The sequence below is a fragment of the Streptomyces sp. NPDC005435 genome, assembly GCF_040703155.1.
Lineage (GTDB): Bacteria > Actinomycetota > Actinomycetes > Streptomycetales > Streptomycetaceae > Streptomyces.
In genome coordinates, this window is sequence record NZ_JBEXEQ010000004.1 from 249,096 (window position 1) to 266,981 (window position 17,886).

Here is a 17,886-nt window from a genome sequence, read left to right on the forward strand (position 1 = left end):
TGCGTCCGCGCGGGACAATGGACGGTGGCCCACCCCGAGGGGGGCCGGACACGCAGAGGAGGAGATGTGGACATGGCGGAGCCCACGCCGCGTCGGAACGAACCGCGGCTACGCCCCGCGCCCCTGCTCTTCGAGCCCGCCGAGGCGGCAGGCGACCCGGAGCACTTCTTCGATCTGGAGTCGATCGAGGATCCGCGGACGCTGCTGACGAGGGCGACGGAGCTGACCCAGGCGTTTCGCGCGGCGGCCGACCGCGCGATGGAGTTCCAGGCGATCGCGGCGGCCCAGCTCGCCGACCCGCGCCGGTTCGACCGGCTGACCTCGGCGGACATCGCCGAGCGCGCGGAGTGGACCGAGGACTACGCCAAGAGAATGGTGGAGTTCGGGCGGGACCTCATGCGCGGAGCCGAGACGGAGGGGCGCACGCCCGTCGACCCCCGCTGACGCCCGCCGGCACGCGACGCGTCCACCCGTCTGGCATATGCCGAGCGGGCAAGATACCCCCTCCCGCACCCCCCTGTCCCTATTTTCCGCAACCCAGGGGAAGCGGGTGCTCACCCCCGGTAGACCTGTCGGTATGAGCAGCGCACCGAACGTCACCGCAGCCACCGCCGACGGCGCCGCGTGGCTCGCCTCCGCCGGAACGTATCCGCGCAGCACGCTCGCGCTGTGGGAGGAGCGGCCGGGCGCCCCGGTCGTACTGCCCTGCGGGAGCGTGTTCGACGTGGTGAGCGCCCCGGCGATCTTCGGGCGCCGGATGCTGGACCGGCTGTGGGGCGAGGGCCCGGGGTCGGGGCCCGTCGCGGTGCACCGGGGCCGGACGCTGCTGTTCGCCGCGCCGGGTACGGCCCAGCGGCTGCCCTCCCTGCTGGCCTGGGAGGAGTGGGGCCCGCGCACCCATGCCGTACCGCCGCTGCTGTGCCACGGCACCGGGGACGCGGTGACCGTCCCGGCGCTGCACGGCGAGGACTCCTCCGGCCCGGCCGGCTCCCGCTGGCTGGTGGCGCCGGACACCCGGCAGCCGTGGCTGCCAGGACCCGAGGTGGTGCTCTGGGCGGCGGTCCGGGCGGCCCGCGCGGCGGTGCGGATATCGATTTTTCCTCCCGCCGACCAGGATGCTAAGGTCTACGACGTCAGCAGGCGCCGCTAGCTCAGTTGGTTAGAGCAGCTGACTCTTAATCAGCGGGTCCGGGGTTCGAGTCCCTGGCGGCGCACAGACAACGGTCAGGCCCCTCGCGCGAGCGGGGGGCCTGACCGCGTTCCGGCACCTCCGCGCGGACACGCCCCTCACCCCGTCACACCCGGCGTGATCGACACCGTCCACGCCCCCGACGCCGTCCGCTCCTCCACCTCCACCCGCACCCCGTCCCCCGGCACGGTGAAGCTCTCCCCCGCCGACAGCGGCGCGTCGGCGAGCGGCGGGTAGACGGAGTTCTCCCAGCAGGCCGAGGTGTGCGGGTGGGTGTCGATCACCTCGATGGGTCCGTCGCCGGACTCGGCTCCGGCGTGGACCCGGTAGACGAGGACGCCCTCACGGCACCCCGAGGCGTCGTTCCCGGCGGAGGCGCGCGCCTCGAAGGCCAGCGCGCTGTCCGGCCCGGTGCGTACGACCGCGAGCTTCGTACCGCGCCCGAGCCCGAAGGCCGGCGCCCCGGCCGCGCCCGGCACCGGCACCCCGGGCCCGGCCTCCAGCGGCTCCAGGGTGAGCCGGGTCGGGCCGGCACCCCGTACGCACGTCACCTGGCGCGGGTCCAGCCAGCCGAGACGCCACTTGTGCCAGGCGAACAGGTCGGAGGAGAGCCCGAACTGACTGCCCATCAGATCCCAGTCGCCCACATAGGTGTCCCAGTCACCCTTGTCGTCCAGGGGGCGGTGATAGAGGTCGGGCAGGTCGAAGACATGGCCGGTCTCGTGGGCCAGGACCAGCCGGTCCGGCGGATGCCGCTCGAAGACGGTGACGACCCGGCGTACGTCCTTGCCGTCCAGCCGTACAGGCGTGTCCAGGTTGACGACCTTCGTCGCGTCGGAGTCCACGCCGGGCGCGTCCGGGTCGGCGACGAGGTAGACGACGTCGTAGCGGGAGAAGTCCACCGCCTTGTCGGCGACGGCGAACGCGTCGCGCAGATAGGCGGACCGGTCGGCGGCGGCCCAGTCCCGCTTCATGGCGTACGACGTGGAAGGGCGCGGCATCCGCAGCCAGCGGTTCAGCGGGTGCGGGCGCAGGGTGAAGCGGCCGTAGGAGGCGCGGGTGTAGAAGTCGCTGGTCTCCGGGAAGTGGTCGGCCGTCAGCTGGGCGGGCGTGGTGTGCGGGACGGCGTCCGGGAAGGACAGGAAGACCAGGACGGCGTTCCGGGTGCCGAGGGGGCGGGCGTAGGCGGGGTTCCAGGTGTCCGCGCCCTCGGAGTGGTGGGCGGCGGTGCGGTGCAGGGCGCAGGGTGCCGGGGAGAAGGGTTCGGCGACGGAGGGGCCGCCGAGGATCGAGGTCGCGGCGAGCGCCGACATCGTGGTGGCCACGGCGGCGGCACTGCGCAGGTTGGGCACGGACAGACCTCCGGACGCGGTTCAGGGGACACCGAATCCAGCCTGTGGCGGTTTGTCAGGAGATGCCCTGTTTATCTGAACCGGAAGGGTGAATGCGCCCGTTCGCGCGCCGGAGTGCACCGGCGGACGACACCCCGAATCACTCACGCAACGTCACAACCGGTCGGAGGCCTGAAGAACCCGTCCAGGTGCGAGCAGAAACGATCTGTCGGAACCTGGGGTCCGCCGGGGAGACTGGAGAGCGGCTGGAAGGCCCCGGTACCAGCCTCTATGATCGGCACACTTTCCGGCACGGACAACGACGGACAACGATCGAGTGCACTGCGGGAGCGAGCGGTGAGCGGAACGTCCGAAGGGCCGACGCCCGCGGCAGACCTCGACCGGTCAGCCGTCACAGACAGTGACTACATGACCTATCGGCGCGTCTTCGCGGCCGCCCCGCTCGCCATGGCCCTCGTGGACGGCGACGGGCTCGTGGTCAGCGCGAACACCGCCCTCGGCAGACTCCTCGGCACCGACCCCGAGGCCCTGACGGGCCGTCCCGCCGCCGATCTGACCGGCCTCACCACCGACGCCCGCGCCTGGCACGCCTACCGCGAGGTGCTGCGCGGCCGCCGCGCCCGGCTGCGCTGCACCCGGCGGCTGAAACACCCCGACGGCACGGCGGTGTGGGCGCGCATCACCGTCGCCCCGCTGGCCGACGGCCGTCCGGGTGTCCTGCTGTCGCTCACCGACATCAGCGCCCGCCGCGAACTCCAGGCCCGGATACGGCATCTGCGGATGCACGACCCGGTCACCCGGCTGCCCAACCGCACGCTGTTCTTCGAGCGCCTGTCGGCCGCCCTGGAGACCGAGCCCGGCGAGTCGGGCGGCACCGGGCGGATCGGCCTGTGCCATCTGGACATCGACGGCTTCAAGGCCGTCAACGACACCCACGGCCACCGGGTGGGCGACCGGCTGCTCGCGGCCGTGGCCGAGCGGCTGACCCGGGTGGCCGCCGAGTGCGGCCAGGGCCGCGCCGGTACGCCGCTGGTGGCGCGGCTCGGCGGCGACGAGTTCGCGCTGCTCGTGGAGGACTCCACCGGCACCGACCAGCTCTCCGACCTCGCCAGGTCCGCGCTGAACGCCCTGGAGGAGCCCTTCGACCTGGGCGGCCGCCGGCTGCATCTGACCGCCTCCGTCGGCGTCGTCGAACGGCACGCGGCCGGGACCACCGCGACCGGTCTGATGCAGGCGGCCGACACCACGCTGTACTGGGCGAAGACCGACGGCAAGGCCCGCTGGACCCTGTTCGACCCGGAGCGCAACGCGCACCTCATGACCCGTCAGGCCCTCACCTCCGCGCTGCGCCCCGCCATCGAGCGCGGCGAGTTCGCGCTGGAGTACCAGCCGCTGGTCGGCATGGAGGACGGCTCGCTCAGCGGGGTGGAGGCGCTGATCCGCTGGCACCACCCGCAGTTCGGCACGCTGACGCCGAATCGGTTCATCGGTCTGGCCGAGGAGGACGGCTCGATCGTGCCGCTCGGCCGCTGGGCCCTGGCCACCGCCTGCCACCAGGCCAGGCAGTGGCAGCTCGGCCACCCGGACGAGCCGCCGATCTTCGTCAGCGTGAACGTGGCCGTACGCCAGGTGTGGGACTCCGACCTGGTCACGGACGTGGCGACGGTCCTCGCCGAGACCGGACTCGAACCCGGGCTGCTCCAGCTGGAGCTGACCGAGTCGGCCGTCATGGGCTCGGCCGGACGGCCCATCCAGGCACTCCAGGCGCTCAGCGACATGGGCGTGCGCATCGCCATCGACGACTTCGGCACCGGCTACTCGAACCTGGCCTACCTCAGCCGCCTGCCGGTGTCCGTGCTCAAGCTGGACGGCTCCTTCGTGCGCGGCTTCCAGTACGAGGGCGAGCGCGACGCCTCGGCCGCGTCCGCCAACCCGGCCGACGAGGTCATCGTGGAGGCGATGATCCAGCTCGCGCACCGGCTCGGACTGACCGTCACCGCCGAGTGCGTGGAGACCTCGGCGCAGGCCACCCGGCTGCGCAGGATCGGCTGCGACACCGGGCAGGGCTGGCTCTACTCCCGCCCGGTGCCGCCGGAGGGCATCTCCGAGCTGCTCGGCGTACGGTCCTGCGCGGCGGGCACGTCGCACGCCGCCCCGCCGCTCAGCACGTAGCGGCGGTTACGCGGACGGCAGACCGTAGGCGTCCGCGATCAGTTCGTACGAGCGCAGGCGCAGCTCGCCCCGGTGGGCGTGGGTGGTGAGCATCAGCTCGTCGGCGCCGGTGCGCTTGTGCAGGTCGTCCAGGCCCGCGCGGACCTCCTCGGCGCCGCCGTGCACGATGTTCTTCGTCCAGGAGAGCGCGAAGTCCTCCTCCATCGGGCTGAACTCGTGCTTCGCCGCCTCCTCCGGGTCCGGGAAGAGCCCGGGGCGCCCGGTGCGCAGCCGGACCATGTTCAGCGCGGCCGCCCGCACCTGCCGGGCCGCCTCGCGCTCGTCGTCCGTGGCCAGCGCGGAGACGCCGATGAGGGCGTACGGCTCGGCCAGCACCTCGGAGGGGCGGAAGGTCTCCCGGTACAGGTCGAGCGCCGGGATGGTGTTGTGCGCCGAGAAGTGGTGGGCGAAGGCGAAGGGCAGGCCGAGCATGCCGGCGAGCTGGGCGCTGAAGCCGGAGGAGCCGAGCAGCCAGATGGGCGGGCGGTGCGGGGACTGCACCCCGCCGGGGCTGGTGGCCTGCACCGGGCCGGGTACGGCGTGGATACGGGCGTAGGGGTGGCCGTCGGGGAAGTCGTCGTCCAGGAAGCGGGTCAGCTCGGACAGTTGCTGCGGGAAGTCGTCGGCGCCCTCGTGCAGGGTGTCGCTGCGGCGCAGCGCGGCGGCGGTCGCCCCGTCGGTGCCGGGCGCACGGCCGAGGCCCAGGTCGATACGGCCCGGCGCGAGCGCCTCCAGGGTGCCGAACTGCTCCGCGATGACCAGCGGGGCGTGGTTGGGCAGCATGACGCCGCCCGAGCCGAGCCGGATGCGGTCGGTGTGGGCGGCGAGATGGGCGAGGATCACGGCCGGCGAGGAGGAGGCGACGCCCGGCATGGAGTGGTGCTCGGCGACCCAGAACCGGTGGAAACCGCGCCCCTCGGTGAACCGGGCCAGATCCGCGCTGGTGCGCAGCGCGTCGGTGGCGGTGCTGCCCGCGCCGACGGTGACCAGGTCCAGTACGGAGAGGGGAACGGGGGCGGTGCCGAGGGCGGCGCCCCGGATCTCGTCTGCCGACACGGTGGGTGCCTCCTGCTGTCCGGCGTGGCTGTCCTGCCACGGGCTAACAGGAGGCGGTCCCCGTTTATTTCCGCGCCCGACCCGGTCCCGGAGTCGCCGGAGTTCCCGGAGTCCCGGCTCACCGCTCCCAGGCGGGGGTACGGGTGAACAGCGCGCCCAGGTCGGGCGCGTGCACCCGCCGCTCGGCCAGCCGCAGCCCCTCCCACACGGTGACCTGGCTCGCGGTGAGCACCGGCTTGCCGACGGCCTTCTCCAGCGCGGGCAGGTGCGCGGCGGTCTCCAGCGCGGGGTCGGTGAGCAGGACGGCCTCGGCGTCCGGGGTGTCGGCGGCGGCGACCAGCGCGAGGAGGACGTCCTCGCCGGAACCGGAGCCGGAGCCGGACCCGGGCTCGGACCCGGCTTCCGCCGTATGGGTGCCGGTCACCTCCAGCCCGCCCGCCCGCAGGAAGCCGCGCAGCCGGGCCGTCTCCTCATGCGTGCCCGCCGGCGCCGCCACCGCGACCCGGGCCGCCCCGAGGTCGCGGGCCGCGTTGACGAAGGCGAGCGCGGTGGAGGAGGCGGGCATCCCGGTCTGCCGGGCCAGCTCCTCGACCCGGTCGGCCTCGTCCTCCGCGTCGTGCGTGAACCCCCCGCCCGTACGCACCACCGCGTCGGCCCCGGCCAGCCGCAGTTCCTCGGCGGCGCCCGTGATCCCGGCCCCGGGGTCGGGACGTACGAGGTCCACCCGGACGTCGCTGCCGAGGAGCTGCTCGATGCGGGGGTAGTCGTCCTCGCCCCGGTGGTCCGTGCAGAGCAGTCCGAGTGCGGTCATGTCGGCCCTTCCGTCGGGTTCGGGTGCGGGCGGGGTCCCGGTGCGGGGCCTGCCGTCCGCGCGGCGCCCCGGTTGCCGGGCGGCCGCACGGCACACGTACCCCGTCCGGGCCGAACCCATGGGGTGAAGGGCGCCACCGTCCCCGCGTGGCCGAGCGGTGCGCGGTCGTTGACGGGGTCCGGCGCGCGTGCCACGGTGGTCGCTCCGCCTGTGCCGGACGCTCCGCGCGCCCCCGGACCCGGGAGGCCGATGCACATCCCGACCCGTCCCACCCTGCTGGTCCTCGACACCGATCCGCCGCCCCGGCTGGGCAGGCTCACCGGCCGGGTCCGCGTGCTGCGCACCGACGCGGCCGGGCTCGCCGAGCGGCTGCCCGAGGCCGATGTCCTGCTGGTCTGGGACTTCGCCTCCACCGCCGTACGCGAGGCGTGGCCCGGCGAGGGTCCCCGGCCGGTGTGGGTGCACACGGCGAGCGCGGGCGTCGACCATCTGCTGTGCCCGGAGCTGGCCGCGAGTGACACGGTGGTGACCAACGCGCGCGGGATCTTCGAGCAGCCGGTCGCCGAGTACGTGGCCGCGCTGGTGCTGGCCGTCGCCAAGGACCTGCCGGGGACGGTGGGGTTCCAGCGGCGGCGCGAGTGGCGGCACCGCGAGACACGGCGGGTCGCGGGCACGCGCGCGTGCGTGGTCGGCTCGGGGCCGATCGGCCGGGCGATCGCGCGCACCCTGAAGGCGCTCGGGGTGACCCCGGCACTGGTCGGACGGGTGCCCCGGACGGGGGTGCACGGCCCGGCCGACCTGGACCGGCTGATCGCCCGCGCGGACTGGGTGATCGCGGCCGCCCCGCTGACCGAGAAGACGTACCGCATGTTCGACACGCGCCGGTTCGGGGTGATGCAGCCCTCGGCGGTGTTCGTGAACGTCGGCCGGGGCGGTCTGGTCGACGAGAACGCGCTCGCCGGCGCCCTGCGCAGCCGCTGGATCGCGGGCGCCGCACTGGACGTCTTCGCCGCCGAACCCCTGTCCGCCGACAGCCCGTTGTGGGACGCGCCGGGGCTGCTCGTCTCCCCGCACATGGCCGGGGACACGGTCGGCTGGCGCGATGAACTGGGCACCCAGTTCGTGGAGTTGTACGAGCGCTGGGCGGCGGGCCGGCCGCTGGTCAACGTGGTGGACAAGAAGCGGGGTTACGTCCCCGGGCACTGACCTCGGCGGAAACCGGCGGGCATACACCGTGGACGGCTGGGTAGCGGCGCGGCCATGGCTTCTCCCCCAGGCAACGGCAGAGACGGAATCCGGTCACAGGTGCGCAGACGCTCGCTGCTGCTGGGCGCGACGGCGCTCGGCGGGCTCGGCGCGGTGGGCTGCACGCGGGTGGCCCCGGCGGCGGGCAGCCGGGGTGGTGAACTGCTCGACCGGCTGCGGGCGCAGGGCGTCGTACGGCTCGGGATCGCCGGTGAGGTGCCCTTCGGGTACATCGACCGGCAGGGGCGGCTGACGGGCGAGGCGCCCGAGCTGGCCCGGGTGATCTTCAAACGGCTCGGGGTGGACGCGGTGCAGCCCGTGCCGACCGAGTTCGGCTCGCTCATCCCGGGCCTGAACTCCCAGCAGTTCGACGTGGTCGCGGCGGGGATGTACGTCAACGCCCAGCGCTGTGAACAGGTCATCTTCGCCGACCCCGACTACCAGATGCTCGACTCCTTCGTCGTCCGCAAGGGCAACCCGAAGGGGCTGCACACCTACAAGGACGTGGTGGCGAAGAAGGCGAGGTTCGCGACCGGCACCGGGTACGCCCAGATCCAGCACGCCGTGGACGCGGGCTACAAGGAGAGCGACATCCTGATCGTGCCCGACCAGGTGGCCGGGCTGAACGCGGTCGAGGCCGGGCGGGTGGACGCGTTCGCCGGTACGGCGGTCACCGTCCGCCAGGTGGTGAGGAAGTCCGCGAAGACGGAGGACGTCGAGCCGTTCGCGCCCGTCGTGAAGGGCCAACGGCAGATCGACGGGGGCGCGTTCGCGTTCCGTCCCGGCGAGACCCGGCTGCGCGACGCCTTCAACACCGAACTGCACAAGCTGAAGAAGAGCGGCGAACTGCTCCGGATTCTGCGGCCGTTCGGCTTCACGCGGGACGAGATGACGGACCTGACCGCGAAGGAGCTGTGCGGCCGATGACCTCAGGGCTCTGGATACTCGTCCTCAAGGGCGTCTGGACCACGGTCCAACTGCTGCTGTTCAGCGCGGCGTTGGCGACGGTCGCCTCCTTCGCCGCCGGAATCGCCCGCACCGGCCGGCGCCGGCTCGTCCGCTTCCTCGCGGGCCTGTACACCGAGGTGTTCCGCGGCACCTCCGCGCTGGTGATGATCTTCTGGGTGTTCTTCGTGCTGCCGGTCGCCTTCGGCTGGCAGCTGGTCCCGCTGTGGGCGGGCACGCTGGCGCTCGGGCTGACCTACGGCGCGTACGGCGCGGAGATCGTGCGCGGCGCGCTGAACGCGGTGGACCCCGCGCAGCGCGAGGGCGGGATCGCGCTCGGGTTCACCCCCTGGCAGCGGCTGCGGCTGGTCCTGCTGCCGCAGGCGGTGCCGGAGATGATCCCCTCGTTCTGCAATCTGCTGGTCGAACTGCTCAAGGGCACCGCGCTGGTGTCGGTGATGGGCATGGGCGACCTGACGTTCAGCGCCAACCTGGTGCGGCTCGCGCTCCAGCAGAGCGCGGAGATCTACGCGTACGTGCTGCTCATCTACTTCGTGATCGCCTTCACCCTCACCCGGCTGATGCGCCTGCTGGAGAAGCGGCTGAAGGCCGGGCTCGGCAAGGACGCGGGGTCGGAGACGGCGGCGCGTGAGAAGAAGCGCGCGCAGACGGCCGGTGTCATCGCCGGCGGGGGTGGTGCGGCATGACCTGGAACTGGAACGCGGTCGGCGACTTCATGCCGTACTTCTGGCAGGGCCTGCTTGTCACCCTGAAGGTGCTGGTGCTCGGCTCGCTGCTGTCCTTCTCGCTGGGCCTGGTGTGGGCGCTGCTGATGCGGCTGCCCTCGCGCTGGGTGCGCTGGCCGGTGGGCACGGTCACCGAGTTCGTGCGCGACACCCCGCTGCTGGTGCAGCTGTTCTTCCTCTTCTACGTGCTGCCCGAGTGGGGGCTGACCTTCTCGGCGCTGACCACCGGTGTCGTCGCGATCGGGCTGCACTACTCGACGTACACCATGCAGGCCTACCGGGCCGGTATCGAGGCGGTGCCCGTCGGCCAGTGGGAGGCGGCGACCGCGCTGAGTCTGCCCAGGCGGCGGACCTGGACGGCGGTGATCCTGCCGCAGGCGGTACGCCGGGTGGTGCCCGCGCTCGGCAACTACGTGATCTCCATGCTGAAGGACACGCCGATGCTGATGGTGATCACGGTGCTGGAGATGCTGGGCCGCGCCCGGCTCTTCTCCCAGCAGCACTTCCAGTTCACCGAGCCGCTGACCGTGATCGGCGTGGCCTTCATCGTCCTGTCCTATCTGGCCTCCCTTGTCCTGCGAGCCCTGGAGCGACGCCTTGTCCGCTGACATCGACCCGACGACCGCCGACCTCACCCCGGCCGGGAGCGGCCCCGGCGGCGAGCTGATCCGGCTGGCCGGGGTGAGCAAGAGGTTCGGCACGAACACCGTGCTGGACCGCCTCGACTTCTCCGTGGACGCCGGCCGCCATGTGACCCTGATCGGCCCCTCCGGCTCGGGCAAGACCACGATCCTGCGGATGCTGATGACCCTCACCGAGCCGGACGAGGGCACGATCACCGTGGACGGCGAGGCGCTGTTCCCGGCGCCCGAGAAGCAGATCCGGGAGGTGCGCAAGAAGATCGGCATGGTGTTCCAGCACTTCAACCTGTTCCCGAACATGTCGGTGCTGCGCAACCTCACCGAGGCGCCCGTCCAGGTCCTCGGCATGGACCGGGACGAGGCCGAGGCGCGGGCCCGGGAGCTGCTTGAGCTGGTCGGGCTCTCCGACAAGTGCGACGCCCGGCCCACCCGGCTCTCCGGCGGCCAGCAGCAGCGGGTGGCGATCGCCCGGGCGCTGGCGATGCGGCCCCGGGTGCTGCTCCTGGACGAGGTGACCAGCGCGCTCGACCCCGAGCTGGTCGCGGGCGTGCTCGATCTGCTGCGGGACATCGCGCGGGGCACCGACATCACCATGCTGTGCGTGACCCACGAGATGGGCTTCGCGCGGGACATCTCCGATCAGGTGCTGATGTTCGACGAGGGGCGGATCGTGGAGTCGGGTCCGCCGGAGAAGATCTTCAGCGATCCCGAGCAGGAGCGGACGCGGGAGTTCCTCAGCGCGGTGCTGTGATTCCCCGGCGCGGCGCCCTGGGCGCGGAGGGTGAACGCGGGAAGCCGAGGTCCAGGCGTTGGGTGATGCCTCCGGCATATGCCACAGGGCCTGCGCCGCAGCTCGGAGGGGGCCGGGAGGGGCGCCGGGGAGTTTGTCAACCCCCTCCTCTCCGGGGCCCGTTGGCCGTTATCGTGGAAAACGGTCCCGACCGGACCTCGCGGCCACAAGCGAGCGAGCGCAGGGGGAAACCGTGGCGCTGAAGCACGAGCCGACCGCCCCGTACCACTCGGCCCAGGACGCGCTGCGCGTGCTGGAGTGGGTGGCCCGTCACTCCGCCGGGGTCACCGACGCCGTCCTGTCCCGGCGTACGGGCCTGGACGCCGAGCGGCTGACCGCCCTGCTGCGCATGCTGCGCCGCGAGGGGTACGTCGAGCAGCTCACCGACGGCGCCTGGGTCACCGGGGACGCGCTGCGCCGGCTCAGCTCCGCGCACGGGCGGGAGCGGGCGCTGCGGGAGAAGATCCAGCACGTCCTGGACCGGCTGCGCGACTCGGTGGGCGCGGCGGTGTACATGAGCCGGTACGTGGATGGTGAGGTCCGGGTCACCCAGTACGCGGCCGGCCCGGCCACCCCGGCGGTCAACGAATGGGTGGACTTCCGCTGCTCGGCCCACGCCACGGCGGTCGGCAAGAGCCTGCTGACCCAGCTGGACCCGGGCGCCCGCCGCGATCACCTCTCCCGGCACCGGATGGCCCGGCTCACCTCGCACACGATCACCAGCGACAAGCTGCTGCTCTCCCGCCTGGCCGCCCAGCCGCCCACCGCCCCGGTCCTGGACCTCCAGGAGTACGCGGTCGGCACGGTCTGCGCGGCCGTCCCCGTCACCGCCGGCTCCGCCGTCGGCTGCCTGGCCGTCTCCCTCCCGGTGGAACGCGCCCACCGGCTCCGCCAGGCGGCGGACACGCTCCACCGCAGCGCGGCGCCGGTGCTCCTCTCGCTGGCGCTGTAGGGGCTCGGCGGGTGGTCACGAGCACCCTCCAGGACCAGGTAGTATTTTCTCTGTCGCCGGCCGCGAAGAGCGGAAGGCGAGAGTCACGCGCCGCTAGCTCAGTTGGTTAGAGCAGCTGACTCTTAATCAGCGGGTCCGGGGTTCGAGTCCCTGGCGGCGCACAGAACGAAGGCCCCTCGCGCGAGCGGGGGGCCTTCGGCGTTCCCGGGTGCCGGTCCGGTACCGGTCAGGCCAGCGACAGGTCCGAGAAGTGGAACGTCGCCGTACGCTCCGGTGCCGCCTCCAACCACTCCCGCCACCACTCCCGGCCCTCGACGGCGGGAGCCCCGTAGGCGAAGCCCACCACCTCGTCACCGTCGTACCCGATGACGCGGGAGAAGTCGGGGCGGCCACCCCAGTGGTCCACGAACCAGGGGAGCTGCCCGCGGAGTACGGCAGCGTACGGTGGCGGCGTGGCGAGCGAAGACCTCGGGGAGACGTTGCGCCGTCTGCGCCGGCTGGCTTCCCTGGCGCCGGAGGAGCTGGCCGAGCGCTCCGGTGTGTCGGTCGATGTGATCCGGCAGCTTGAGCAGCGGCGGAAGCACTCGGCACGCCTGCCCACGCTGCACGCGCTCGCGGGCGGCCTGGGCGTGGAGCTGACCACGCTGCTGGGCGACCCTCCGGCGGTCACGGCGGGCGGAGAGAGCGACGGACCGCGCTTCGTCGCTGTGCGCCGGGCTGTCATGCCCGCACTGTGGGGGCCTGAGCCCGAACCGACCGGTCCGGACTTCTCCCTGGAGTGGCTGCGCGAGCAGATCGCGGACGGGTGGTCGCAATATCACGCGGCCGAGTTCGACTCCGTGATGAAGAGCCTGCCCGATCTGATCACCGACGCGCGTTCCGCCACGGTGTCCGGCAGCGACGACGACCGCAGGGCCGGTTTCGCGGCCCTGAGCAAGGCACTCCAGCTCGCCGGACACGTCGCCGTACGCATGGGCAAGACCGACCTCGCGCTGACGAGCCTGGAGCGGGCCATAGACGCGGCGGAGCAGTCCGCCGACCCGCTCCTGGTCCCCGTGATCGTGAACTCCGTCGCCTGGACCTACCAGCGCCAAGGCCGCCTGGAAGACGCCCTGGGGATCGCTCTCCGCTCGGCCGAAGCCGTCGAGAGCGGCGGGCACACGGACACGGCCGACGGGCTGAAGGTGTGGGGCGCCCTCACCATGAGCGCCGCCACGTCCGCCGCGCGGAGCGGCGACTACGAGCGTGCGGCGGATTTGATGGCGGGGGCGGAGAAGGAAGCGGCCCGCGTCTCCAAGCTGCCCGCGGGCAGCGACCACCGCATGGTGAGCGTCTTCAGCCCGTCGTCGGTCCGCATCGAACGCGTCCGCCTCGCCGTGCAGTACGGGCACCCGCAGGACGCCCTGGCCCTCGCCAAGGGAATGCGGCTCAGCAAGGACACCCCGCCGTCCTGGCGGACCTGGCTCCTCCTGGACGTGGCCCGCGCGCACACGGACACCGGGAACGCCGCCGAAGCGGTGAAGGCGCTGGAGTCCCTGCGCCTCGTGGCCCCCACCTGGATGCAGCACCACACGTTGGCGGTGGCCATCGTGCGCGACCTGTGGTCGCTCCCCCACCCCCCTGCGGGACTGCGGCCGTTGGCGGAGTTCCTGGGAGCCGTCGAATAGCAACCTCGGAAGGTCCTGGGTGAATACGGCCGCTCAGGACAGCGTCACCCACTCGCGGATCACGAGCACCGCGACCCCCGCGAAGAGCAGCAGCCATACGGTCGTGCCCGCCGCCTCCGCGCCCGGGCGGGGTTCGCCGGCTGTGGCCTTGTCCGGGGCGTGGGCGGTGTAGTGGATCAGGACCGTGTCGCCCTCGGCGCGGACGCGTGGGCCGCCGCTCTCCTTGAAGCGGACGGCGCGGCCGTCGGCGGTGGTGAAGACGTACTCGTGCCACTGCACCCGGTGCAGGACGTTGTTGACCATGCGTGTCGTGACCCACGCCCGGATCACCCGGGCCTCGGCGGTCAGCCCGCTCGCCCAGGCCTCCCGCCGCTGCCGCGCCCGCCGGGCGACGGCCACGGCGCCCGCGGCGAGGACGACGAGAATCAGCATCATGCAGAGGTCGAAGAAACCCATGGGCGCGCGTACCCCCCGTACGTCGGAACCGTGACTCACGCGCCCGGTGGACCCGTTCGGCCCACCAGGCGCATGCGGACCCTACACGCGCTCGCATTCCTCGGCTCAGAACGTCACGTCCGAGCAGGCGTAGAACGCGTTGCCCGTGTCCGCGATCGTCCACACCGCGAGGATGACGTGATGCCCGCTGAGCCCGGTCGGCAGCGTCCCGCTGTGGCTGAGCGTGGAGGGGGGCCGCTGGTTGTTGTACGGCACCTTGAGGAACGGGGTGAGGTTGAGGTCGGAGCGGGCGAGGGCGTGGTTCTGGTTCCAGCCCTGTTTGGTGACGTAGTAGCTGAAGTCGGTGGTGGCGTGCGAGGCGGTGAACTGCCAGCGGAAGGTGTACGACTGGCCACCGGTGAGCCGGGTGGTGGGCCAGGCCGCGCCGGACGGGGTGACCGGCGAGCCGAGCTGCGCGAACCGGCTCACGCCGCCGTTGCAGAGCTGGCCGTCGGCGGGACCGGAGGCCGGGAAGCCCTTGGGGCCCTCGACGCTCTGCGGCTCCCACTGGATGTCGCCGCAGTTCGCCACGGAGCCGTTCTGGCAGAGCTTCTGCCGGCTGACCGGGGAGTCGGTGTAGCCGTGCCCGCTGGCCGCGGTGGTGGAGAGCCCGAAGGCTCCCGCGGTCACCGCGACGAGCAGGGCGGCGGACAACTTGGTCTTCATGCTGCCGCTCCTGGGAGAACGTGGGGGAAGTTCACTGAGCCGTGCAGTAGGTCTAGACCAAGTGCCAGATTATTACCGGGAGTTGAACATGTCCATACCGTGCGCGCACCCCGCGCGGCCGGACCTCAGGCGGGCTCCCCGCGCCCCGAGCAGAACGCCACGGTGAGATCCCGCACCAGCGCCTTGCGCTCGTAGTCGTCCAGCTCGACCAGCCCGCGCACGGTCAGCCGGGTCACCGTGTCCTCCACCGAGTCCACCACCGAGCTGAGCATCGTGGCCCGCTGCTGGGCGTCCAGGGCGGCGATCCGGCGCCGGTGCATCGCGGCGGCCACCTCGGGGGCGTACTCCACGCGGAGCGGCCGTACCGAGAACACTTCGAGACCGGCCGCGGCCCCGTCGCCCGCCACCAGCCGGGTCAGCACCTCCGCGGAGGCGTCCGCGCCGCCGCGCGGGCCGCCCGGCGCCTCCACCGGCACCCGGGCGAGGGCCGCCTCCACGCACTCGCGCAGATAGCCCTCGTGGTCCTCGATCCCGAGCAGCGCCCGCGCGGTGTCCCGCACCCGCCACACCACCAGGACCGACACCCGCAGCGCCACCCCGCTCGCGTCCGCCGCCGGGATCGCCTCGCTGCGCCAGTGCCGCAGCCGTACGTCCGCCCGGCGCCGCCGCAGCAGCGGGTTCACCCAGAGCAGTCCGGTACGGCGGACCGTGCCCCGGTAACGGCCGAACAGGCCGAGCACCCAGGCCTGCCCGGTCCGCCCCCGGGCCAGCCCCGCGAAGCCGGACAGCCCGACGATCCCGGCCCCCGCGTACGCCGCCCACTGCGCGGGACCGAGCCCGGCGCCCGCGTACGACGGCAGCCGCAGCGACTCCAGGACGAGCGGCGGCAGCACCCCGGCCCACCACGAGGTGGCCAGGCACCCGGCGACGCCGCCGAGCCCCGCGCACACCCCGGCCGCGCCGGGCAGCACCCGCGCGGGACGCTCGGCCGGCTCCGGACCGGCCGGGGGCAGCGGGCGGGGGCGGGCCGCCGGCGCCGGGCGCGTGAGGCGCGGCTGCTCGCCGGTGCCCTGTCTGCGGCCCACCACGGCGGGTTTCAGCGGGACCGGCTCGGGGGCCGGGTCGTCGCGGAAGAGGAGATGGACGGGGATCTCGGTCGTCACCTCGTTGTGGATCAGCCGGGGCGGCCGGTGGCCGGCCGCGCCCAGGGGCGCCGGGGCGTCCTCGGGCGGTTCCCCGGACTCGGCTCCGGACTCGGACTCGAACTCGTGCGTGTGCGGTGCGGTCGTGCTCATGGGTGCCTCCAGCCTCCGCGCCAGATGCGTCATGACAAAGGGGTGAGCAAGGGGGTCTCGTGGGGCGGGACCGGGGGCGTCCGGCTCCGCGTCCGGGTGCGGGTACGGCTAGGTGAACAGGCGGCGCCAGGTGTCGGGCCCCGGGTAGCCGTCGGCGGCCGAGCCGCGCCAGCCCTGGGCCTTCTGGAACGCCTCGACGGCCCGCCGGTCGGCCTCGCCCCAGCGGGGTCCTGGACCGGTGGCGTAGTAGCTGCCGAATCCTTTCTTCACCAGCTGCTGCCCCAGCTGGGTGACGTAGACGTTGTTCGCGCCGGGACGGAAGTAGTCCCGGCCGGGGAAGGCGGGCACCGAGCCCGTCTTCACGGGCGGGATGTCCTTGCCGGCGCCGGTGACCAGGAGTTCCCAGGTGCGCGGGCCCGGCAGCCCGTCGGCGGCGGAGCCGGTCCAGCCCTGGGCCTTCTGGAACGCCTCGGTGGCCCGCCGGTCGGCCTCGCCCCAGACCGGCCCCGGACCCGTGCCGTAGTAGGCGGCGCCGCCCCGCGCGACCAGCATCTGGCCGAGCTGGGTGACGTACTTGTTGTTGGCGCCGGGACCGAAGTACGAGGTGCCGGGAAACGGGGTGAGCGCCCCGCCGGTGCCCGGCTCCGATCCGGACGCCCCGCTGGTGACGTTCTTGTAGCGGTAGGGGACGTACTTGGTGGTGTTGTTCCAGTAGGGGTACGGCGTGCTCTGGCGGCGGGTGTGCGGCGGCGTCTGCTCGTAGCCGGTGTAGGCGGTGCGGGTGTAGTCGGTCCAGCCGCCGAAGATCACGACGTGGGAGCCGTTCTGCGGGGCGGCGGCGTTGTGGAAGAGCAGGATGTCGCCGGGCTGCAGCTCATCCTTGGTGATCTTGACGCCGAACTGGGCGAGACTGCCCGTCCACTCGTTGGAGAGCAGCCCCCAGGCCATGGAGACATAGCCCGAGCAGTCCTGCCGGTAGCCGTCGGACCAGTACCGGGTCGTGCTGTACGGCACCTGCGCGTCCACCCACAGCTTGGCCCGGTTGATGATCTGGGTCCGGGTCATGGCCGGGGAGCGGCTGGCGGGGGCCGGGGAGGTGCCGGTGCCGAAGAGCGGGGCCGTACCGCCCTGCGGGGTCGTGGCCGCACCGCCGTCCGCCGAGCCGTCCGCCACCGGGCCGGCCGCCACCGTCCCGGCCGCCGGGACGCCGGGGCGGGCCGGGGCGTACGACGCGGCCAGGACCTGGGGCGCCGCCCCGAGGACGGCGGACGCCGCGGCCACGACCGCGGCGCCCCGGGCCACCGGGCGGCCGTGGAAACCGCCGGGCGACGGACGGGGCGCCGCCCGCCGCCCGAGGACACAGCCGGGGCAGTCACAGTCGCTCGCGGGCTCGATTTCCTCGAACACCGGAGCGATCATGCGATCTACCTCACATTCGGGGTGGATTTGTCCGCGGGTGTGCACGTCGATCAGTCTCACAACTGTCGCCGGGACGCGCATGTTGACGGTCCGAATGATGTACGGCACCCCCCTGAAGGGCGGCAGGGGTGATCAGGGGCGGCCGGCGATGGTCGGGAGGCCCCTCCAGGTCATGTAGAGTTTTCTCTGTCAGCAGGCGCCGCTAGCTCAGTTGGTTAGAGCAGCTGACTCTTAATCAGCGGGTCCGGGGTTCGAGTCCCTGGCGGCGCACAGACAAACGATCAGGCCTCTCGTGAAAACGAGGGGCCTGATCGTTTTGCGCGGTACATGAGCACTTTTGACCGGTAAACACCGCGTTTCGCATCTTGCGATCATGCTCGACGCCGTAGAACCCTGTTGTCCATCA

18 protein-coding genes and 3 tRNA genes are annotated in these 17,886 nt (G+C 72.8%); 13 read left to right on the plus strand and 8 right to left on the minus strand.

Annotation, left to right across the window (positions count from 1 at the left end; all coding sequences use genetic code 11):
* Nucleotides 1-72: 72 nt before the first annotated feature.
* The 3 genes from AB0898_RS07470 (at nucleotide 73) to AB0898_RS07480 (ending at nucleotide 1,214) form a co-directional block, all read left to right on the plus strand.
* Nucleotides 73-444, plus strand: a complete 372-nt coding sequence (locus tag AB0898_RS07470; protein WP_362386752.1) for a hypothetical protein — start codon at nucleotides 73-75, stop codon at nucleotides 442-444.
* Between the two features lie 133 nt (nucleotides 445-577).
* Nucleotides 578-1,150 carry a bifunctional DNA primase/polymerase gene (locus AB0898_RS07475; protein WP_366801871.1) on the plus strand — a complete coding sequence of 191 codons (573 nt, stop codon included), beginning with the start codon at nucleotides 578-580 and terminating at the stop codon, nucleotides 1,148-1,150.
* Nucleotides 1,141-1,214: transfer RNA gene (locus AB0898_RS07480), tRNA-Lys, on the plus strand. Before AB0898_RS07475 ends, AB0898_RS07480 begins: the two co-directional genes overlap by 10 nt.
* A 73-nt stretch (nucleotides 1,215-1,287) precedes the next feature.
* Here the strand turns inward: AB0898_RS07480 and AB0898_RS07485 are convergent.
* Nucleotides 1,288-2,502: a M6 family metalloprotease domain-containing protein gene (locus AB0898_RS07485; RefSeq protein ID WP_366801930.1), complete on the minus strand. Its 1,215-nt coding sequence runs from the start codon at nucleotides 2,500-2,502 to the stop codon at nucleotides 1,288-1,290.
* A gap of 375 nt (nucleotides 2,503-2,877) precedes the next feature.
* Between AB0898_RS07485 and AB0898_RS07490 the strand changes: the two genes are divergently transcribed.
* Nucleotides 2,878-4,713 carry a bifunctional diguanylate cyclase/phosphodiesterase gene (locus tag AB0898_RS07490; RefSeq protein WP_366801872.1) on the plus strand — a complete coding sequence of 612 codons (1,836 nt, stop codon included), beginning with the start codon at nucleotides 2,878-2,880 and terminating at the stop codon, nucleotides 4,711-4,713.
* Nucleotides 4,714-4,719: 6 nt separating this feature from the next.
* On the opposite strand, the gene AB0898_RS07495 is transcribed toward AB0898_RS07490, so the two are convergent.
* Together AB0898_RS07495 and AB0898_RS07500 are read right to left on the minus strand one after the other, a co-directional pair.
* Complete coding sequence (locus AB0898_RS07495; protein WP_366801873.1) at nucleotides 4,720-5,808, minus strand: LLM class flavin-dependent oxidoreductase; 1,089 nt, start codon at nucleotides 5,806-5,808, stop codon at nucleotides 4,720-4,722.
* Between the two features lie 118 nt (nucleotides 5,809-5,926).
* Complete coding sequence (locus AB0898_RS07500; protein WP_366801874.1) at nucleotides 5,927-6,619, minus strand: decarboxylase; 693 nt, start codon at nucleotides 6,617-6,619, stop codon at nucleotides 5,927-5,929.
* Nucleotides 6,620-6,868: 249 nt separating this feature from the next.
* Here AB0898_RS07500 and AB0898_RS07505 point away from each other — a divergent pair, with 249 nt between their 5' ends.
* The 7 genes from AB0898_RS07505 (at nucleotide 6,869) to AB0898_RS07535 (ending at nucleotide 12,099) form a co-directional block, all read left to right on the plus strand.
* Nucleotides 6,869-7,825, plus strand: a complete 957-nt coding sequence (locus AB0898_RS07505; RefSeq protein ID WP_366801875.1) for a D-2-hydroxyacid dehydrogenase — start codon at nucleotides 6,869-6,871, stop codon at nucleotides 7,823-7,825.
* Nucleotides 7,826-7,879: 54 nt separating this feature from the next.
* Nucleotides 7,880-8,791, plus strand: coding sequence for an ectoine/hydroxyectoine ABC transporter substrate-binding protein EhuB (ehuB, locus tag AB0898_RS07510; protein ID WP_366801876.1), 912 nt, complete (start codon nucleotides 7,880-7,882; stop codon nucleotides 8,789-8,791).
* Nucleotides 8,788-9,516, plus strand: a complete 729-nt coding sequence (gene ehuC, locus AB0898_RS07515) for an ectoine/hydroxyectoine ABC transporter permease subunit EhuC (protein ID WP_366801877.1) — start codon at nucleotides 8,788-8,790, stop codon at nucleotides 9,514-9,516. Before ehuB ends, ehuC begins: the two co-directional genes overlap by 4 nt.
* Nucleotides 9,513-10,163 (plus strand): ectoine/hydroxyectoine ABC transporter permease subunit EhuD, encoded by a 651-nt coding sequence (ehuD, locus tag AB0898_RS07520; protein WP_366801878.1) that lies wholly within the window; start codon nucleotides 9,513-9,515, stop codon nucleotides 10,161-10,163. Before ehuC ends, ehuD begins: the two co-directional genes overlap by 4 nt.
* A complete protein-coding gene (gene ehuA, locus AB0898_RS07525; protein WP_407078297.1) occupies nucleotides 10,153-10,947 on the plus strand; it encodes an ectoine/hydroxyectoine ABC transporter ATP-binding protein EhuA in 795 nt (264 codons plus the stop codon). The genes ehuD and ehuA overlap by 11 nt, the downstream gene beginning before the upstream one ends.
* Before the next feature lie 232 nt (nucleotides 10,948-11,179).
* Nucleotides 11,180-11,938 carry an IclR family transcriptional regulator C-terminal domain-containing protein gene (locus AB0898_RS07530; protein ID WP_366801879.1) on the plus strand — a complete coding sequence of 253 codons (759 nt, stop codon included), beginning with the start codon at nucleotides 11,180-11,182 and terminating at the stop codon, nucleotides 11,936-11,938.
* Between the two features lie 87 nt (nucleotides 11,939-12,025).
* Nucleotides 12,026-12,099, plus strand: a tRNA-Lys gene (locus tag AB0898_RS07535).
* A 65-nt stretch (nucleotides 12,100-12,164) separates the two neighbouring features.
* Here the strand turns inward: AB0898_RS07535 and AB0898_RS07540 are convergent.
* Nucleotides 12,165-12,344: a hypothetical protein gene (locus AB0898_RS07540; protein WP_366801880.1), complete on the minus strand. Its 180-nt coding sequence runs from the start codon at nucleotides 12,342-12,344 to the stop codon at nucleotides 12,165-12,167.
* 46 nt (nucleotides 12,345-12,390) lie between these two features.
* Between AB0898_RS07540 and AB0898_RS07545 the strand changes: the two genes are divergently transcribed.
* Nucleotides 12,391-13,605 carry a helix-turn-helix domain-containing protein gene (locus tag AB0898_RS07545; RefSeq protein WP_366801881.1) on the plus strand — a complete coding sequence of 405 codons (1,215 nt, stop codon included), beginning with the start codon at nucleotides 12,391-12,393 and terminating at the stop codon, nucleotides 13,603-13,605.
* 33 nt (nucleotides 13,606-13,638) lie between these two features.
* On the opposite strand, the gene AB0898_RS07550 is transcribed toward AB0898_RS07545, so the two are convergent.
* The 4 genes from AB0898_RS07550 to AB0898_RS07565 form a co-directional block, all read right to left on the minus strand.
* Nucleotides 13,639-14,061 carry a hypothetical protein gene (locus tag AB0898_RS07550; protein WP_366801882.1) on the minus strand — a complete coding sequence of 141 codons (423 nt, stop codon included), beginning with the start codon at nucleotides 14,059-14,061 and terminating at the stop codon, nucleotides 13,639-13,641.
* A 105-nt stretch (nucleotides 14,062-14,166) separates the two neighbouring features.
* Nucleotides 14,167-14,766, minus strand: coding sequence for a lytic polysaccharide monooxygenase (locus tag AB0898_RS07555; protein ID WP_366801883.1), 600 nt, complete (start codon nucleotides 14,764-14,766; stop codon nucleotides 14,167-14,169).
* A 125-nt stretch (nucleotides 14,767-14,891) separates the two neighbouring features.
* On the minus strand, nucleotides 14,892-16,061 hold the full coding sequence (locus AB0898_RS07560) for an SPFH domain-containing protein (RefSeq protein WP_366801884.1): 1,170 nt from the start codon (nucleotides 16,059-16,061) through the stop codon (nucleotides 14,892-14,894).
* Nucleotides 16,062-16,169: 108 nt separating this feature from the next.
* Entirely contained in the window at nucleotides 16,170-17,480 is a 1,311-nt protein-coding gene (locus AB0898_RS07565; protein WP_366801885.1) for a peptidoglycan-binding protein, read from the minus strand.
* A 196-nt stretch (nucleotides 17,481-17,676) separates the two neighbouring features.
* Between AB0898_RS07565 and AB0898_RS07570 the strand changes: the two genes are divergently transcribed.
* Nucleotides 17,677-17,750: transfer RNA gene (locus tag AB0898_RS07570), tRNA-Lys, on the plus strand.
* Nucleotides 17,751-17,886: the final 136 nt, after the last annotated feature.

Excerpts from the sequence above, each read along its gene's own strand:
- AB0898_RS07550 (WP_366801882.1), bottom strand. The coding sequence starts at position 14,061 with ATGGGTTTCTTCGACCTCTGCATGATGCTGATTCTCGTCGTCCTCGCC.
- ehuD (WP_366801878.1), top strand. The coding sequence starts at position 9,513 with ATGACCTGGAACTGGAACGCGGTCGGCGACTTCATGCCGTACTTCTGG.
- AB0898_RS07565 (WP_366801885.1), bottom strand. The coding sequence starts at position 17,480 with ATGATCGCTCCGGTGTTCGAGGAAATCGAGCCCGCGAGCGACTGTGAC.
- AB0898_RS07505 (WP_366801875.1), top strand. The coding sequence starts at position 6,869 with ATGCACATCCCGACCCGTCCCACCCTGCTGGTCCTCGACACCGATCCG.
- ehuB (WP_366801876.1), top strand. The coding sequence starts at position 7,880 with ATGGCTTCTCCCCCAGGCAACGGCAGAGACGGAATCCGGTCACAGGTG.
- AB0898_RS07560 (WP_366801884.1), bottom strand. The coding sequence starts at position 16,061 with ATGAGCACGACCGCACCGCACACGCACGAGTTCGAGTCCGAGTCCGGA.
- AB0898_RS07475 (WP_366801871.1), top strand. The coding sequence starts at position 578 with ATGAGCAGCGCACCGAACGTCACCGCAGCCACCGCCGACGGCGCCGCG.
- ehuC (WP_366801877.1), top strand. The coding sequence starts at position 8,788 with ATGACCTCAGGGCTCTGGATACTCGTCCTCAAGGGCGTCTGGACCACG.
- AB0898_RS07470 (WP_362386752.1), top strand. The coding sequence starts at position 73 with ATGGCGGAGCCCACGCCGCGTCGGAACGAACCGCGGCTACGCCCCGCG.
- AB0898_RS07500 (WP_366801874.1), bottom strand. The coding sequence starts at position 6,619 with ATGACCGCACTCGGACTGCTCTGCACGGACCACCGGGGCGAGGACGAC.
- AB0898_RS07485 (WP_366801930.1), bottom strand. The coding sequence starts at position 2,502 with ATGTCGGCGCTCGCCGCGACCTCGATCCTCGGCGGCCCCTCCGTCGCC.
- AB0898_RS07555 (WP_366801883.1), bottom strand. The coding sequence starts at position 14,766 with ATGAAGACCAAGTTGTCCGCCGCCCTGCTCGTCGCGGTGACCGCGGGA.